We start from the raw sequence: 15,588 nt of genomic DNA, 5'->3' as shown, positions 1-15,588 counted from the left end.
TGTATCATTTTGAAAAAATTTTTTTAAACTTTTTCTGGCAATGATTTTTCTGGAGTTTTTTGTTAAAATAGAAAGGAGAAAAAGGAAGAAATGAGTTAGTATGTCAAAAGGAATATTCATCTCTTTAGAGGGACCAGACGGTGCAGGAAAAACAAGTGTTTTAGAAGCCTTGATTCCCATTTTAGAAGCAAAAGGGCAGGCGTTTGTCACAACGCGTGAGCCTGGTGGAGTGGCAGTTGCGGAGAAGATTCGTGATGTTGTTTTAGATCCGAAGCATACGGAAATCGATGAAAAAACGGAATTGCTCCTTTATATTGCCAGTCGCAGGCAACATTTGGTGGAACGTATTTTGCCTGCTTTAGATCGTGGTGAAATGGTGCTGGTGGATCGCTTTATTGATAGTTCGGTGGCGTATCAAGGTTTTGGTCGAGGTCTGAAGGTGGCTGATATTGATTGGCTGAATGATTTTGCGACCGACGGTTTGAAGCCAGATTTGACCCTTTATTTTGATATTGAAGCAGAGGAAGGCTTGGCTCGTATTGCTAAGAGCAAAGAGCGTGGTGCGGACCGTTTGGATCGTGAAAGTGTGGAATGGCATCAGCGCGTGCGTGAGGGATATTTGTCTATTCTTGAAAAAGAGCCAAATCGTGTGAGAAAGATTGATGCCAGTCAGCCATTAGAAAAGGTCGTCGCAGATACTTTAGCAGTATTGGCAGAACGAGTTGAGAGTTTAAGATGAAAATAGAAGAATTAGCTCGGTTACAGCCAGTCTTGTTTGAGCGTTTTGAACAAATTTTACAGCAGAATCGTCTGAATCATGCTTATCTGTTTACAGGAGCTTTCGGTAGTTTTGAGATGGCTCAATGTTTAGCTCAGAGTTTGTTTTGCACTAATAAAAATGGTGTCTTGCCTTGTGGAGAATGCCGAAATTGTCGTTTGATTGAGGAAGAGGATTTTTCAGATGTGACGGTTGTTCGACCAATCAATAATATCATAAAGACAGAGCGAGTCAGAGAATTGGTACGCAATTTTTCGCAGTCTGGATTTGAGAGCAACAAGCAAGTGTTTATCATTTGTGATGCGGACAAGATGCATGTCAATGCAGCTAATTCGCTGTTAAAGGTCATTGAAGAGCCGCAAAGTGAAGTGTATATTTTCTTGTTGACAGCGGATGAAAATCTTATTTTGCCCACGATTAAAAGCCGAGCGCAGCTATTTCATTTTCCAAAAAATCAAGCCTATTTGCTTGAAAAATTGGAGCAGACTGGGCTGATAAAGACACAAGCAGAATTGTTAACTGCTTATAGTCAAACAGAAGAAGAAGCCATGCGTTTGGCAGCTAGTCCAGCTTTTTTTTGACTTGGCAGCAGAATGTGATTGTTTTGCATCGCTTTGCTTAAACCGAAAAGAGACTGCTTATTTGCAGGTTGCGAAGTTGGCTAGTCTGGCAGATGATAAGGAAAAGCAAGAACAGGCTTTGAAACTCTTGGAGCTTCTCTTTGCAAAAGAAATGCAAACAACATGTGGACGCTTCTATTTAGAAGGTATATTTACAGCAAGAAAAATGTGGCGAGCCAATGTTAGTTTTCAAAATGCACTAGAATATATGGTGTTACAAGAAAGAGAATGATGTGCTACGTTGGCACAGGAAAATGGTAGTGAGGATGAATAAAAAAGAATTATTTGATGCTCTTGATGAATTTTCTCAAAATCTGCTTGTGACTTTGGCAGAAGTAGAGGCAATTAAGAAAAATCTGAAAGGCGTAGTAGAAGAAAACGTAGCGCTTCGTTTGGAAAACGATAAATTACGAGAGCGATTGGGCCAAGTGGAGCATACAACAACACCAAAAACAAAAAGAAATCGCGATAATCTGCGTAAATTATACGAAGACGGTTTTCATGTCTGTACGGATTTTTATGGTCAACGCCGTGAAAATGATGCAGAATGCATGTTTTGTGACGAGTTGCTGTTTAGGGAGTAAGCATGCAGATTCAAAAAAGTTTTAAAGGTCAGTCTCCTTATGGGAAGCTCTATCTGGTGGCTACTCCGATTGGGAATATGGACGATATGAGCATCCGTATGGTGAATACTCTGAAAGAAGTCGATTTCATTGCAGCAGAAGATACCAGAAATACTGGTTTGTTGCTCAAGCATTTTGGTATTACTACGAAGCAGATTAGCTTTCACGAGCATAATGCCAAAGAAAAAATTCCTGATTTGATTCGTTTGCTGAAAAATGGTCAGGATATTGCGCAGGTTTCGGATGCCGGCTTGCCTAGCATTTCGGACCCAGGGCATGATTTAGTCAAGGCTGCTATTGATGAGGAAATCGCAGTAGTGACTGTGCCTGGTCCCAGCGCAGGCATTTCAGCTTTGATAGCTAGTGGCTTAGCTCCACAACCTCATATTTTTTATGGATTTTTGCCACGCAAGGCTGGTCAGCAAAAAGAGTTTTTTTCTAATAAAAAAGCCTATCCAGAGACACAGATTTTTTACGAATCTCCTCATCGGGTCAAAGCCACTTTAGAAAATATGCTCAGTATCTATGGGGATCGTTCTGTAGTACTAGTACGGGAATTAACTAAGATTTATGAAGAATACCAGCGCGGCTTGATTTCAGAAGTGATAGAGTCTATTTCGGAAAATCCGCTCAAGGGCGAATGTTTGCTGATTGTAGAAGGAGCGAGCGAAGAAGTTGTTGAACAGTCAGAAGCGGATTTGTTGGCAGAGGTTGATCTTCTAGTAGCAGCAGGAGCAAAGAAAAATCAAGCTATCAAAGAAGTAGCGAAAAAATACGGCTGGAATAAGAATGAATTATATGCTCGTTATCATGAGCAAGTCAGTGAGTAAAAATGACTTTTTATAAACAAATTTATATTTCCCCTTTAGGAGAAATGTCTTTGGTTGCTGATGAGACAGGGCTTGTTGGAGCTTGGTTTTTCAAGCAGAAATATTTTGAGCGTGGTTTAGAGAAAGCCACGATGCCAGTAGAAAATGATATTCTGAAAAGAACTCGTCTTTTGCTAGATGATTATTTTAGCGGAAAGTATCCAGACTTTTCGAGTCTTGTTTTGGCTCCTGTTGGGACGGATTTTCAACAACGGGTCTGGACTTATCTGCAAACTATTCCTTATGGGAGAACGGTCACGTATGGTCAGATAGCAAAGGAGTTAGATATTCACTCGGCGCAGGCTGTTGGTGGCGCTGTGGGTAGAAATCCCTTTTCTATCATCGTTCCCTGTCATCGAGTGCTGGGAAGTCAAGGGCAATTAACCGGTTATGCTGGGGGATTAGACAAGAAAATGTGGTTGCTGAAGCATGAAGGCGTAGAGCTTAGCGAGAAAGCTTTAGATAAATGATACAAATGGAGAAAATGATATGTTACGATTTATTGAATATCCAAAATGTTCGACCTGTCGCAAAGCCAAGGCTGAATTAAGCCAGTTGGGTTTGGACTTTGAAGCAGTAGATATTGTCAAGGAAACACCGAGTAAAGAGGAAATTCTAACTTGGATGAAAAATTCTAATTTAAACATCAAATCTTTCTTCAACACTAGCGGACTCAAATATCGTGAGCTAGGTTTGAAAGATAAACTATCAGGATTATCAGAGGAGGAAGCCGCAGAGCTTCTAGCAACAGACGGCATGCTTATCAAGCGTCCAATCTTAGAAAAAGATGGAAAAATCCTACAAATAGGCTATCGCACAGAGTATGCGATATTAGATTTGTAAATAAAAAAGAAGTGAGGCAACAATTGCGATTTTAAAGAAATCCATTTTGTCGTCTCACTTCTTTTTAAGCTCTCTATTTTGGTATAATTGGTATCCGTGTTATAATGTTTTTATATCCTGAGAAAATCTCTTCAAACCTTGTTAGCTTGGGAGTGAGATAGAACTAAAATTTGAAAATGTTAATCATCGCTCTTTTGATTTAATCATCCGATACAACATATTCCGTCAGATATTTTGTATAGTCTCACCTTGCAAGGTTGCTAAACAGTCTGTGAGACTGTTTGATTTTCATTGAATATTAGTAAAAAACGAAAAGAGAAAAAATGGTTTTATCAAAAAAATGTGCGCGAAAGGTAATTGAGGAAATCATTGCCCTATTTCCAGATGCAAAACCTAGCTTGAATTTTACCAATCATTTTGAATTGTTAGTCGCAGTCATGCTGTCGGCTCAAACAACCGATGCAGCAGTCAACACAGTCACACCAGCCCTTTTTAAAGCCTATCCAACTCCACAGGAAATGGCGGCGGCTTCAGAAAGCGAGATTGCCAAGTATATTGCTCGTCTGGGGCTTTATCGCAATAAGGCTAAGTTTTTGAAAAAATGTGCTCAGCAATTGCTGGATAGCTTTGACGGTCAGGTACCTCATACACGACAGGAATTGGAAAGTCTTGCGGGTGTGGGGCGTAAAACAGCGAATGTGGTCATGAGTGTTGGATTTGGTATTCCTGCTTTTGCAGTGGATACCCATGTGGAGCGAATCTGCAAACACCATGATATTGTCAAAAAGTCAGCTACCCCGCTTGAAGTTGAACAACGAGTGATGGAAGTTTTACCAAAAAGTGAATGGTTGCCTGCGCATCAGGCTATGATTTGCTTTGGACGCGAAATTTGCCATCCTAGAAATCCTAAATGCGATCAATATCCGCAGTTGTACTATTTTGATTGAAAAAAAAAGAGGAGAAACCTCTTTTTTTATAACTCAATTTCCAATACAATTGGTGTGTGGTCTTGCCTTGTACCTGAGTCAATCATTTCTGACTTGGTTACTTTATCTGCAATTCGATTGCTGGTCAGCCAGTAATCAATTCTCCAGCCACTGTTATTGATTTTGCTGGTCTTGCTGCGTTGTGCCCACCAGCTATAAACATTTGGAATATCGCCGTGAATGTAACGGAAAGTATCAGTAAAACCACGATTTAACAGATTGGTAAATCCGGATCGTTCTTCATCTGTAAATCCAGGTGAGCGACGGTTGCTAGAAGGATGAGCGAGGTCAATCTCATTGTGGGCTACATTGTAGTCTCCTGTTGCAAGGACAGGTTTTTCTTTGTCTAAAGTTGTTAGATAGTCAGCATATTTTTGATCCCACACTTGGCGTTCTACTAGGCGTTTAAGTCCATCACCGGCATTTGGCGTATAAACTTGTGTAACGAAAAAATTGTCAAATTCCAACGTAATGATGCGCCCCTCGGCATCCATAGTAGAAGGTGCACCAATTTCTGGGAAGGTTATTTTTGGAGATAGATTCTCTTTGTATAAAAACATAGTTCCGGCATAACCTTTACGTGCAGGTTCTATAGAAGAGCGCCATGTAGTTTCATAATGTGGGAATAATTCATCCAAAACTTTTAGATGTTTTTTAGTTGGTCCGTTAGCAGATAATTTAGTTTCCTGAATGGCGATAATATCAGCGTCTAATCCTACTAAAGTCTGTAAAACAGCTTGTGACAATTGCGCGCGTGCAGAATCGCTGGTCAAAGCCGCGTTGAGAGAGTCAATATTCCAAGAAATGAGTTTCATATAGATACCTTTTCTAGATTTATTTTTTCTATTGTATCAAAAAATGACTGGCTAAGCGAGTTTGAGGTTGTAAAAAGGATAGTAAGGTGTATAATATTAGTCAAAGGGGATAAAATGGGTGAATTATTATTACTATTATTATTATTGAAAGTCGTCTTATTCATATTCTTTCTTTGGTACCTTATTAAGTTACTTCGTTTGAGGGGAAAACAAACATCTTCTGAGCCATTTTGGGTACCGAAGAAAATTGGTGTTGGAGTTGGGGTCAATCCAAGGAATACAGCTGGTTTTTGGGTAAGTCTGGCTGTGACACTTTCGGTCCTGATTGTTCTTTCTGCCTTGATAGTCTCTTTCTTTTTGTAGAAATCATTTGAAGGTGTAGAACCTTCTTTTTTATTTAGAAAGTTAAGTAAATATCTATTGTATTTTTTAAAAATAAAGCGTATAATTCTATTTAGGAGAATATCTAAATAGAAGATGGAAGTGATGAAGATGTCAAAAAAGAGTAGTATCTTCGCCTTTATTGTTTCTTGCGCTAGCTATTTTACAAAAGGAAAGGAAGAGTAAACATGAGTTTTACTAATACCTTCAAGGCCCTATCTCATCCTGTGAGACGAGAGATTTTAGATTTGTTAAAAATGGGCAAGATGTCTGCTGGGGAAATAGCAGACCAGTTTGAATTGACAGGAGCTACCATTTCGCATCACCTCAATGTCTTGAAGCAGGCGGATTTGGTTGTGGAAACACGGGAGAAAAACTTTATTTACTATGAACTCAATACGTCTGTGTTGGAGGATATGATGGTGTGGTTGGCAGACTTGAAGGAAAGTAAAAGAGATGAAAATGAATAAAAAAATATTAGGACTAACAACTGTTATGATTCTGTTGCCTGTGCTTGTGGGTTGTTTCTTTTGGGATCGGCTACCAGAAACGATGGCAACGCATTTTGATTTTTCGAATCAAGTAAATGGATTCAGTAGTCGATGGGTAACAGTTTTTGGTATTCCTAGTTTTCTGCTGCTTATACATTGGTTTTGTTTATTTGTGACTAGCAAGGATCCTAAATCTAAGAATATTAGCTTGAAAATGTGGCATCTGGTTTATTGAATTATTCCTTTGACATCTTGTTTAGTCATGACAGTTATTTACTCGCAAGCCTTGGGTTATGCAGTTAATCATGCTCTGATGAATGGTATGTTTTTAGGAGTTCTATTTATTGCTATTGGGAATTACATGCCAAAAACTCGTTGCAATTATACGGTTGGTATACGTTTCCCATGGACTTTGGATAATGATGATAATTGGATAAAGACACATCGTCTGGCTGGTAAAATTTGGGTGATTGGTGGTATTATCATTTTCTTTAATGGTTTCGTTCAGATTGCAGTTACGTTCGTACTTGTTTTTGCTCTAATCATTATGATTGTAGTGCCAATGATTTATTCTTACTGGTTATCTAAAAGGATACACTGATTCATTGCTAGATTGGATTTGAAAAGAAAACCCCTTATTTCAGATGTTTATGATGCGACTTGTACGACACAGTTGCTGTTTAGCTTGAAACTTTTTTAGTCTAATTATCGTTGTGGGAGCGGGACGACAAAATTGAACTCTTTGAGTGACTGATTTTTGTCTCGCTCCTATTATCTTGTTAAAATACGATTTCTAGAAATATTGAAAAATATTGAAAAATTTTCTATAATAGGCCGAGAAAATAGAGGGAGAAAAAATGAAATTTTATTCTTATGATTATGTTTTGAGTCAAATCAGCCAGCAAAACTGGGTGACGATTGGACTTTCTATTTTGTTGTTACTTGTGACAGGTTTTTTTGCTTTTAAGGCCTATCGAAATAAGCGCGATTCTAAATTTCGTGAATTGGCGATTATCTCCATTTTGTCTTTGATTGCTATCGTTCTGATTGGGATTAGTACTTTTCAGACCAATCAAGCCTCTAATAACCAGTTCCAAACCTCTCTTCATTTTATTGAAGTTATTTCAAAAGATTTGGGAGTAGATAAGTCAGAGGTTTATGTCAACACTTCAGCTGCGACGGATGGAGCGATTTTAAAAGTTGGAAAAGATTTTTATCGAGCTATGAGTGGCAGTGAGCCAGATAAGTATTTACTGGAAAAAATTAAATTGCATAAGACAACAGATATCAAATTAGTGGAGGTTAAAAAATGACATTGAATTTTCTTGAAATCCTGATTAAACTAGCGTTGGGACTGTTTTCACTCGTGTTTGTTATCAATGTGACAGGAAAAGGAAATCTGGCACCTAATTCCGCGATCGACCAGATTCAAAATTATGTTCTAGGTGGTATTATTGGTGGGGTGATTTACAATAGTTCTATTAACATTATCCAGTATGCGATCATCCTCATTATGTGGACGATTTTGGTCTTGACTCTAAAATGGCTCAATAACAATATTCGGACAGTCAAGCATTTGATGGATGGTAAACCGACTACCCTGATTCAGCACGGGAAGTTGAGCCCTGAAGCCTGCCGCTCCGTTGGCCTTTCAGCGGCTGATGTGGCTCTGAAGTTGCGTAGCCAAGGAATTTTTCAACTAAAGCAAGTTAAACGAGCAGTCATGGAACAAAACGGTCAGCTTATTGTCGTACAGGCAGGTGAGGAAAATCCGAAATACCCCATTATCACAGACGGTGTTGTCCAGATTGATATTTTAGATTCTATTGACAAAACAGAAGAATGGTTAATCGAGAGGCTCGCTAAGGAAGGCTATACTGATATTTCTAATATCTTCATCGCAGAATATGAAAGTGGTAACTTGAGCGTTGTGACGTATTAAGAGTATTTTCCTTTTTGAATAGATAAAAGCAAAAAATAGAAAAGGAGATCTTGCTAGGAATCTTGCAGAGAAATCAAGATAAAGGAGCTGTGAAGCTTATTTGAAATAAAAAGGTGAAAAATGAAGCTGCTGTTGAAATTATAGTTAAAAGACAGATAGCATTAAAGATAGCAAAGGAATATTAAAAAATCTTTTTCTAAAATGGTACAAATATAAAAAATAAAGCTCTATCTGACTAGTCCATCCAGATAGAGCTTTTGCTTTTGAGTAAATCAGAATTTTTGTTTGTAATTCTATTCTTGTAAGAACTGTCAACAAAAATCCTTACTGTCAGATAGGACAGTAAGACAATTAAATCAGGGTTAGAATATTGCTGTTAGCACAGTAATAAGCCCAAAGACAATACCTGGAGCGTTTGCGGCAGCGAGTGGCAAATCACGCTCTTTTTTAAATAAACCATAATAAACCCAAAGGCTACAGTTAATTGCAGCTACCAGAGGTTGGATAAAGTTTCCCTTATGTCCAGCTAAATTGTCCATAATTTGTGGGATATAAGATACATACATCATAACAGACATGAATGTCGCCACCCAACCTATCATTTTCATTCGTTTTTCGTTCATTTCCATAACTCCTCATAAAACGTAGTGTAGAGAACGAAAACTCATTTATAACATACTAAGTTCATATAAAACAAGCCTCATTCAATATTATTATTTTATACTAAGCATAAGATTTAAGCAAGAATAATATACTAATGATTATGAGTACAACGTGACTCAACTCTATTTTTCATTTAAAAAGCTGTGTAATATGTTATAATAAAGTGTTATCAAAAAAGGTTTCATTCGCCTTGAAAGGAAAAACTATGACTGAAAAGAATTTTTATATTACAACACCAATCTACTATCCAAGCGGCAAGTTGCATATCGGATCAGCCTATACGACTATTGCTTGTGACGTCCTTGCTCGTTACAAGCGTCTTATGGGTTATGATGTCTTTTACTTAACTGGTCTGGACGAGCATGGGCAAAAGGTTCAACAGAAAGCAGAAGAAGCGGGTATAACTCCTCAGAAATATGTGGACGGGATGGCGAAAGGAGTTAAGGAACTCTGGCAACTGCTGGACATTTCTTATGATAAATTCATCCGCACAACAGATGATTATCATGAAAAAGTAGTAGCAGATGTTTTTGAACGTCTTCTGGCGCAAGATGATATTTACTTGGGTGAGTATTCAGGCTGGTACTCTGTTTCTGACGAAGAATTTTTCACTGAAAGTCAGTTAGCAGAAGTTTTTCGTGATGAATCTGGCAAGGTTATCGGAGGAATTGCCCCATCAGGTCACGAAGTTGAATGGGTGTCAGAAGAATCTTACTTCTTGCGTTTGGGTAAGTACGCTGACCGTTTGGTAGAATTTTTCCATGCACATCCAGACTTTATTCAGCCTGATGGTCGTATGAATGAAATTATCAAGAACTTTATTGAGCCCGGTTTGGAAGATTTAGCAGTTTCGCGTACCTCATTTACGTGGGGCGTTAAAGTACCTTCAAATCCTAAGCATGTGGTTTACGTATGGATTGATGCCCTTCTCAACTATGCAACAGCTCTTGGTTATGCTCAAGATGACCATGCCAACTTTGATAAGTTCTGGAATGGTACAGTCTTCCACATGGTTGGGAAAGACATTCTGCGCTTCCACTCTATTTATTGGCCAATCATGCTCATGATGCTGGATATGAAATTGCCAGATCGCTTGATTGCCCACGGTTGGTTTGTCATGAAGGACGGTAAGATGTCTAAATCTAAGGGCAATGTCGTCTACCCAGAAATGCTGGTGGAACGCTTTGGGCTGGATCCGCTTCGTTATTACCTCATGCGTAGCCTTCCAGTTGGTTCTGACGGCACTTTCACGCCAGAAGACTACGTGGGTCGTATCAATTATGAGCTGGCAAATGACCTTGGAAATCTCCTCAACCGTACGGTTGCTATGATTAACAAGTATTTTGACGGTCAAGTGCCGATTTATAAAGAGAATGTGACAGAATTTGATGCGGACTTGGCAGCAGTGGTAGCAGAAAATATCGCAATCTACCACAAACAGATGGATGCCGTGGACTATCCACGAGCCTTGGAAGCAGTGTGGAATATCATTTCTCGTACTAACAAGTATATTGACGAAACAGCACCTTGGGTGTTGGCTAAAGATGAAGCCAAACGTGATGAATTAGCGGCAGTTATGGCACATTTGGTAGCTAGTCTACGTGTGGTAGCTCATCTTATTCAACCGTTCATGATGACGACATCAAATGCTATCATGGAGCAACTTGGTTTAGGTACAGATTTTGACCTTGAAAATCTAGATTTGGCAGAACTGCCAACAGGCTTGACTGTTGTTGCTAAAGGTACACCTATCTTCCCACGTCTAGATATGGAAGAAGAAATTGCTTATATCAAGGAGCAAATGGAAGCCAATAAGCCAGCCATTGAAAAGGAATGGGAGCCAGAAGAAGTAGAACTCAAACTCAACCGCAAGGAAATCAAGTTTGACGATTTTGACAAAGTAGAAATCCGTGTCGCAGAGGTTAAAGAAGTTTCTAAAGTGGAAGGGAGTGATAAATTACTCCAATTCCGCTTGGATGCTGGAGATGCAGAAAATCGTCAAATCCTCTCTGGGATCGCCAAATTCTATCCAAATGAGCAAGAATTGGTTGGCAAGAAAGTCCAAATCGTAGCGAACCTCAAACCACGCAAGATGATGGGACGTATCAGCCAAGGCATGATCCTCTCAGCAGAATATGGTGATCAACTAACTCTGCTCACGGTAGATCAAAATGTACCAAATGGTAGTTTGATTGGGTGAGTCCACAGGAAGATTAGAATTAAAAATGAGGCTGAGACAATAATGTCTCAGCCTCGCTTTGTTTATCGTTCCGGTCAATGGAATAAAAGAAATTGGTAGTCTATACCTACATCAACGGCTTATCTAAGAATTGTTTCCCCACGTCTGAGGGTCGGATAATGTTCCTAAAAAGTAGTTCACTTCGTTCGAGGGTCGGGCAAGATGGAAAAATGGTTCACTCTGTCTGAGGCTCGGACGACCTATTTGAGTAGTAGTTAAAAAAAGGAGTGAGACAGGACTCCCTTTTGTAGTATAAAACATGATGATGCACTATTCATCTTTATTTAAAAACGAAAACCTCTCCGCCAGACTAGTCCAGCTTTCTCGTACATCGGTCATAAAGGCCATTGGACTAGGTGTTTTAAAATCATCAATCCAGGCTTGGTAACGGATAGAGATGAGCAGGCGTGTTAGGCGGCTGAGCATTTCTTTTTCTTGCTCGGTAAGGGCTTGGGCATTTTGGACGATAGTCAGCAATTTCTTGATACTGTTGGGTTGGAAAAATTCATCAATGGACGTAATTTGAGCGTCTAAAATGAGGCCGAAAAAGACATCAAAAAAATCTTTAAGTTCGTCATCGGGAACCGTCTCCACCCATTCTTTGAGAGTTTTGTCTGTCTGAATGCTGTCTGGGTTGAGCGTGTCAAGTAAGACAAAGTGCTCATTTTCGATTTGCCAAGAGAAGGTATCGTGCTGGGCAATACCACCGATAGCCACACTCTTTACAATGTGCGCTTGCTTAGGTGTTTCTAGCATCATCCCGACAATAGAGCCTTGCGGAATGTAGCGTTTGATTTTTGGAGCCATTTCCTGATAGCCGTCTGTTTCAATTACTGTATGATTCAAGCCCGGAGCGTCAAAGCTATAGATTTGAGAAATTCTTGCTTGTAAAGCAGGCTCTACTTGGCTGCCAGCGTAAGTCGCTAAATTGCCACCTTTGGAATGTCCTGTCAATATAAAAGTGGCTTTTGGAAATGCCTGCATGACTTTTTGGACATAATGGACAGCTGTTCGTTGTGCAGGGACATGCTCCATATAAGTCATGTGAAAATCTTCTTTCCAACCGATAATGGAATCATCTGTTCCGCGAAAAGTGATAACATAGGTGTTTAAGCTGATTTTATAAGTCATAGCAGCAAATTGTTTTTGCACATCAAGATCAATATCATTTACATAACCCAAGAGTTTGATGTTCTTATAGCGCTTCACCTTAGCGGCTTGTTCCAAAAGTGCCAAGCGGTGTTTGGTATTCATCATGGAAATTTCTTGGGTCATGTATTGTGGTATATCAACTAAGCGATGGGCTTGTTGTAAGGTCAAACTATCTGTAACAATGTCATCAAAGTTCAGATAGGTCATTTCAGTCAAAAGCAGAATATCTAGCTCTGTAAAAGGCTGATTGTAGATACTGTCGTATTGTACATCTTCTAAATAGTTAAAAATATTTCCCATAAAGGTTCTCTTTTCTGAAAATCTATTGTTAGTATAGCATATTTTCCCAAGTCTTTGTTATAATAGAAAAAGAAAATAGAAAAGAGGGATAGCATGCACAAGATATTATTAGTAGAAGACGATGCTGTCATTCGCCAACAAGTCAAAAAAATGCTGGAGCAATGGGGATTTGAAGTGGTTTCAGTAGAGGATTTCATGCAGGTTTTGACGATTTTTGTCAAGGAAGAGCCGCATCTAGTGCTAATGGACATCGGTTTACCTCTCTTTAATGGATACCACTGGTGTCAAGAAATTCGCAAGATTTCTAAAGTGCCCATTATGTTTTTGTCATCAAGAGACCAAGCAATGGATATCGTTATGGCAATCAATATGGGTGGTGATGACTTTGTCACAAAACCGTTTGATAACAATGTTCTCCTCGCTAAAGTGCAAGGGCTGTTGCGGCGGTCTTACGAGTTTGGTACGGATCAAAGTCTGCTAGAGTATCATGGTGTGATTCTCAACCTAAAATCTATGGATATGATGTATGAGGGAGAAGTGATTACACTGACAAAAAATGAATTTCAGATTTTACGCGTGCTGTTTGAGCATTCTGGTAGCATTGTTGCGCGTGATGATTTGATGAAAGAGCTCTGGAATAGTGATTTCTTTATTGATGACAATACCTTGTCAGTTAATGTGGCACGGTTGCGGAAAAAATTAGAAGAAGCAGGGCTCAAAAATTTCATTGAAACAAAGAAAGGTATAGGCTACGGATTGACCAATGGATCATCAGAATAAGCGTTTGTTTCTTAGCTATTATTTTCGCTCGCGCCAGTTTTTATTTTTACTATTACTTATTTTTTATACACTATTATTTTCCTTTTGTTATCTTTTTGAAGATGAACGAGCAGTCTTACAGTATGTCTTATTGATTTTATTGCTGATTAGTCTGGCGGGTTTCCTGTTGGATATCGTAAAGCAGTACCAAAATTTTCGTCATCTTGTCTTTTATGGGGAAGGTCAGGCACAAACTCCTTTAGAAGCATTGCTCTTCTCCAAAATCGAAACTTTAGAAAAGGACAAAAAAGAGCTGCAATTACAACATCAAGAAAAGCAGAGTGATTTACTGGATTATTACACACTTTGGGTGCATCAGATTAAGACACCGATTGCTGCGAGCAAGCTCTTGGTGCAGGATTTACAAGAGCAGACGCTCAAAAATCAATTGGAGCAGGAGTTGTTTAAGATCGACTCTTATACCAACTTAGTCTTGCAATATTTGCGGTTGGAAAGTTTTCATGATGATTTAGTCGTGAAAAAAGAAAATATAGAAGACTTGGTCAAAGATGTTGTCAAAAAGTATGCAATTTTCTTTATTCAGCAAGGATTGAGTCTAAATTTGCATAATTTGAATCACACCATTATCACAGATAAAAAGTGGTTTCTTGTTATTTTAGAGCAAGTGCTTTCTAATAGTCTTAAATATACGAAGCAAGGAGGCATTGAGATTTTCTTTAAGGAAGATACCTTGTATATGAAGGATACTGGTTTGGGGATTCAAGATGCCGATCTTCTGCGCGTGTTTGAGCGAGGCTTTTCTGGCTACAACGGGCGCCTAACGCATCAGTCATCAGGATTGGGGCTCTATTTATCTAAGAAAATTGCGGATGAACTGGGCATGAATTGCATTTGCAGTCGGTGGTCGGAGAAGGCACAACCGTTATGATTACTTTTAAAGAAAAGAAATTATTGTTTGAATAAATGTAATCTTACAAAATTGTAAGGTTCGCCTCTAAAAATGAAAGGTTATGTTATGGTAGCAGCCTTTCTTTTTTTGTATCATAAGATTAGAAAATGAATGATGTTTCATAGAGGAGGCAGTTATGAAAACAAAAGGATTGAACGCTTTTCAGCTCAAGCTCTTAATGGCTGTTTTAATGGTCTTTGATCACCTTGAAAAAATACCAGGCTTACTGTCAGGTGAATGGGCGAGCATTTTTCATGCTTTAACACGCTGTGTAGCAGTTTGGTTTGCTTTTGCAGCAGTGGAAGGTTTTCGATATACACGGAGCCGCTTGCTTTATAATGTACGTCTCTTTTTCTGGTCAGCTATCATGTTTGCTGGAAATACGATTCTCAATTTGCTGTTTCAGTCTAAAGGAGTTCAGATATATAATAATATTTTCTTAACTTTGGCTTGCGGTGTACTTGTCCTCAATATCTTTTTTGGCATAAAACAAACAAGCAATCCAGTTGATATTAAACGCCAGCCCATTCGCTTTATCTTAGGAATTGTTGTTTGCTTGCTTGCTGGTTTTGTGACAGAAGGTGGCATGGTCATTATTCCATTTATGTTGATCACCTATACTTGTAGAGAAAAGAGAAATCTCCGCAATCTTCTGTATGGTATTTTAGCGGTTGTCCTATTTTGTATGAGTATTCAGATTTACCCGACATGGAGCGATACGCTGTTAATGATGTTTTATAATTCCGATTGGCTTTTTATCACAGTACTGCCTTTCATTTCACTCTATAATGGCGAACGCGGTCCTGTGACCAAGTGGAGCAAGTATTTCTTTTATATCTTTTATCCAGCTCACTTATGGTTGATTACTTGCATTGCTTACCTCGTTCAAAAATGAGTAAATCATAGTCTTGCAGCGAGCAATTCGCTGCAAAGTAGTATCAAAAAAGGAGAACAAGATGAAATATGGTAAAATTTTATTGAAACAAGACAGGCAATTGCTTCAGCCAAACGTAAAAGATATTGAAAAAGCACAATTTGGCTATGAAGTGAGTCAATCAGCGCAACAGTTATATTTTAGATTTTAAAAAAGGAGAAAATGATGACACTATTAGATGTACAACATGTGAAGAAAATTTACAAAACCCGCTTTCAAGGCA

Annotated in this window: 17 protein-coding genes and 3 pseudogenes; 17 read left to right on the top strand and 3 right to left on the bottom strand. The window is 38.8% G+C overall.

What is annotated here, in order from left to right:
• Positions 1–100 precede the first annotated feature (100 nt).
• The 7 genes and pseudogenes from tmk to nth all read left to right on the top strand — a co-directional run bounded on the left by tmk (position 101) and on the right by nth (position 4,680).
• Positions 101–739 carry a dTMP kinase gene (tmk, locus tag HMPREF2887_RS05385; protein ID WP_057489585.1) on the top strand — a complete coding sequence of 213 codons (639 nt, stop codon included), beginning with the start codon at positions 101–103 and terminating at the stop codon, positions 737–739.
• Positions 736–1,630: pseudogene (locus HMPREF2887_RS05380) on the top strand (DNA polymerase III subunit delta'). The gene tmk and the pseudogene HMPREF2887_RS05380 overlap by 4 nt, the downstream one beginning before the upstream one ends.
• A gap of 34 nt (positions 1,631–1,664) precedes the next feature.
• Positions 1,665–1,982, top strand: coding sequence for a DNA replication initiation control protein YabA (gene yabA, locus HMPREF2887_RS05375; protein WP_003025601.1), 318 nt, complete (start codon positions 1,665–1,667; stop codon positions 1,980–1,982).
• 2 nt (positions 1,983–1,984) lie between these two features.
• Positions 1,985–2,851, top strand: coding sequence for a 16S rRNA (cytidine(1402)-2'-O)-methyltransferase (gene rsmI, locus HMPREF2887_RS05370; RefSeq protein ID WP_021001405.1), 867 nt, complete (start codon positions 1,985–1,987; stop codon positions 2,849–2,851).
• A gap of 2 nt (positions 2,852–2,853) precedes the next feature.
• Positions 2,854–3,360, top strand: a complete 507-nt coding sequence (locus HMPREF2887_RS05365) for a methylated-DNA--[protein]-cysteine S-methyltransferase (protein ID WP_021001406.1) — start codon at positions 2,854–2,856, stop codon at positions 3,358–3,360.
• A gap of 19 nt (positions 3,361–3,379) precedes the next feature.
• On the top strand, positions 3,380–3,733 hold the full coding sequence (locus HMPREF2887_RS05360; RefSeq protein WP_021001407.1) for an arsenate reductase family protein: 354 nt from the start codon (positions 3,380–3,382) through the stop codon (positions 3,731–3,733).
• Positions 3,734–4,056: 323 nt separating this feature from the next.
• The gene (nth, locus tag HMPREF2887_RS05355) at positions 4,057–4,680 is read left to right on the top strand and encodes an endonuclease III (RefSeq protein WP_021001408.1); all 624 of its coding nucleotides are present in this window, start codon (positions 4,057–4,059) and stop codon (positions 4,678–4,680) included.
• 26 nt (positions 4,681–4,706) lie between these two features.
• Here nth and HMPREF2887_RS05350 read toward each other — a convergent pair whose 3' ends face one another.
• Entirely contained in the window at positions 4,707–5,534 is an 828-nt protein-coding gene (locus tag HMPREF2887_RS05350; RefSeq protein ID WP_021001409.1) for an exodeoxyribonuclease III, read from the bottom strand.
• 114 nt (positions 5,535–5,648) lie between these two features.
• Here HMPREF2887_RS05350 and HMPREF2887_RS05345 point away from each other — a divergent pair, with 114 nt between their 5' ends.
• From HMPREF2887_RS05345 to HMPREF2887_RS05325, 5 genes and pseudogenes are all read left to right on the top strand, one after another.
• On the top strand, positions 5,649–5,897 hold the full coding sequence (locus HMPREF2887_RS05345; protein WP_021001410.1) for a hypothetical protein: 249 nt from the start codon (positions 5,649–5,651) through the stop codon (positions 5,895–5,897).
• 206 nt (positions 5,898–6,103) lie between these two features.
• Positions 6,104–6,385, top strand: coding sequence for an autorepressor SdpR family transcription factor (locus HMPREF2887_RS05340; protein ID WP_003025585.1), 282 nt, complete (start codon positions 6,104–6,106; stop codon positions 6,383–6,385).
• Positions 6,372–7,007: pseudogene (locus tag HMPREF2887_RS05335) on the top strand (SdpI family protein). The gene HMPREF2887_RS05340 and the pseudogene HMPREF2887_RS05335 overlap by 14 nt, the downstream one beginning before the upstream one ends.
• 256 nt (positions 7,008–7,263) lie before the next feature.
• Positions 7,264–7,719 carry a DUF3290 family protein gene (locus HMPREF2887_RS05330; protein ID WP_003031485.1) on the top strand — a complete coding sequence of 152 codons (456 nt, stop codon included), beginning with the start codon at positions 7,264–7,266 and terminating at the stop codon, positions 7,717–7,719.
• Positions 7,716–8,348 carry a DUF421 domain-containing protein gene (locus tag HMPREF2887_RS05325; protein ID WP_003031480.1) on the top strand — a complete coding sequence of 211 codons (633 nt, stop codon included), beginning with the start codon at positions 7,716–7,718 and terminating at the stop codon, positions 8,346–8,348. Before HMPREF2887_RS05330 ends, HMPREF2887_RS05325 begins: the two co-directional genes overlap by 4 nt.
• Positions 8,349–8,710: 362 nt before the next feature.
• Here the strand turns inward: HMPREF2887_RS05325 and HMPREF2887_RS05320 are convergent, their stop codons facing one another.
• The gene (locus tag HMPREF2887_RS05320; RefSeq protein WP_021001411.1) at positions 8,711–8,971 is read right to left on the bottom strand and encodes a SemiSWEET family transporter; all 261 of its coding nucleotides are present in this window, start codon (positions 8,969–8,971) and stop codon (positions 8,711–8,713) included.
• A gap of 245 nt (positions 8,972–9,216) precedes the next feature.
• On the opposite strand from HMPREF2887_RS05320, the gene metG reads away from it, so the two are divergent.
• On the top strand, positions 9,217–11,211 hold the full coding sequence (metG, locus tag HMPREF2887_RS05315) for a methionine--tRNA ligase (RefSeq protein WP_021001412.1): 1,995 nt from the start codon (positions 9,217–9,219) through the stop codon (positions 11,209–11,211).
• 309 nt (positions 11,212–11,520) lie between these two features.
• Here metG and HMPREF2887_RS05310 read toward each other — a convergent pair whose 3' ends face one another.
• The gene (locus HMPREF2887_RS05310; RefSeq protein WP_021001413.1) at positions 11,521–12,702 is read right to left on the bottom strand and encodes a DUF2974 domain-containing protein; all 1,182 of its coding nucleotides are present in this window, start codon (positions 12,700–12,702) and stop codon (positions 11,521–11,523) included.
• Positions 12,703–12,795: 93 nt separating this feature from the next.
• Here HMPREF2887_RS05310 and HMPREF2887_RS05305 point away from each other — a divergent pair, with 93 nt between their 5' ends.
• From HMPREF2887_RS05305 to HMPREF2887_RS10505, 4 genes and pseudogenes are all read left to right on the top strand, one after another.
• Positions 12,796–13,482 (top strand): response regulator transcription factor, encoded by a 687-nt coding sequence (locus HMPREF2887_RS05305; RefSeq protein WP_021001414.1) that lies wholly within the window; start codon positions 12,796–12,798, stop codon positions 13,480–13,482.
• Positions 13,466–14,445 (top strand): annotated as a pseudogene (locus tag HMPREF2887_RS05300) (sensor histidine kinase). The gene HMPREF2887_RS05305 and the pseudogene HMPREF2887_RS05300 overlap by 17 nt, the downstream one beginning before the upstream one ends.
• 122 nt (positions 14,446–14,567) lie before the next feature.
• Positions 14,568–15,326, top strand: coding sequence for a TraX family protein (locus tag HMPREF2887_RS05295; RefSeq protein ID WP_021001416.1), 759 nt, complete (start codon positions 14,568–14,570; stop codon positions 15,324–15,326).
• Between the two features lie 61 nt (positions 15,327–15,387).
• Positions 15,388–15,516: a hypothetical protein gene (locus tag HMPREF2887_RS10505; protein WP_003031478.1), complete on the top strand. Its 129-nt coding sequence runs from the start codon at positions 15,388–15,390 to the stop codon at positions 15,514–15,516.
• Positions 15,517–15,588 lie beyond the last annotated feature (72 nt).

Origin of the sequence: Streptococcus sp. HMSC071H03 (assembly GCF_001813035.1) — a bacterium.
GTDB lineage: Bacteria > Bacillota > Bacilli > Lactobacillales > Streptococcaceae > Streptococcus > Streptococcus anginosus.
The sequence above is the reverse complement of the archived record's forward strand: the minus strand, read 5'-3'. Positions and strand labels throughout refer to the sequence as shown.

Excerpts from the sequence above, each read along its gene's own strand:
- metG (WP_021001412.1), top strand. The coding sequence starts at position 9,217 with ATGACTGAAAAGAATTTTTATATTACAACACCAATCTACTATCCAAGC.
- HMPREF2887_RS05340 (WP_003025585.1), top strand. The coding sequence starts at position 6,104 with ATGAGTTTTACTAATACCTTCAAGGCCCTATCTCATCCTGTGAGACGA.
- nth (WP_021001408.1), top strand. The coding sequence starts at position 4,057 with ATGGTTTTATCAAAAAAATGTGCGCGAAAGGTAATTGAGGAAATCATT.
- HMPREF2887_RS05330 (WP_003031485.1), top strand. The coding sequence starts at position 7,264 with ATGAAATTTTATTCTTATGATTATGTTTTGAGTCAAATCAGCCAGCAA.
- HMPREF2887_RS05325 (WP_003031480.1), top strand. The coding sequence starts at position 7,716 with ATGACATTGAATTTTCTTGAAATCCTGATTAAACTAGCGTTGGGACTG.
- HMPREF2887_RS05295 (WP_021001416.1), top strand. The coding sequence starts at position 14,568 with ATGAAAACAAAAGGATTGAACGCTTTTCAGCTCAAGCTCTTAATGGCT.
- yabA (WP_003025601.1), top strand. The coding sequence starts at position 1,665 with ATGAATAAAAAAGAATTATTTGATGCTCTTGATGAATTTTCTCAAAAT.
- HMPREF2887_RS05365 (WP_021001406.1), top strand. The coding sequence starts at position 2,854 with ATGACTTTTTATAAACAAATTTATATTTCCCCTTTAGGAGAAATGTCT.
- HMPREF2887_RS05320 (WP_021001411.1), bottom strand. The coding sequence starts at position 8,971 with ATGAACGAAAAACGAATGAAAATGATAGGTTGGGTGGCGACATTCATG.
- HMPREF2887_RS05360 (WP_021001407.1), top strand. The coding sequence starts at position 3,380 with ATGTTACGATTTATTGAATATCCAAAATGTTCGACCTGTCGCAAAGCC.
- HMPREF2887_RS05310 (WP_021001413.1), bottom strand. The coding sequence starts at position 12,702 with ATGGGAAATATTTTTAACTATTTAGAAGATGTACAATACGACAGTATC.
- HMPREF2887_RS10505 (WP_003031478.1), top strand. The coding sequence starts at position 15,388 with ATGAAATATGGTAAAATTTTATTGAAACAAGACAGGCAATTGCTTCAG.
- rsmI (WP_021001405.1), top strand. The coding sequence starts at position 1,985 with ATGCAGATTCAAAAAAGTTTTAAAGGTCAGTCTCCTTATGGGAAGCTC.
- HMPREF2887_RS05350 (WP_021001409.1), bottom strand. The coding sequence starts at position 5,534 with ATGAAACTCATTTCTTGGAATATTGACTCTCTCAACGCGGCTTTGACC.
- HMPREF2887_RS05305 (WP_021001414.1), top strand. The coding sequence starts at position 12,796 with ATGCACAAGATATTATTAGTAGAAGACGATGCTGTCATTCGCCAACAA.
- HMPREF2887_RS05345 (WP_021001410.1), top strand. The coding sequence starts at position 5,649 with ATGGGTGAATTATTATTACTATTATTATTATTGAAAGTCGTCTTATTC.
- tmk (WP_057489585.1), top strand. The coding sequence starts at position 101 with ATGTCAAAAGGAATATTCATCTCTTTAGAGGGACCAGACGGTGCAGGA.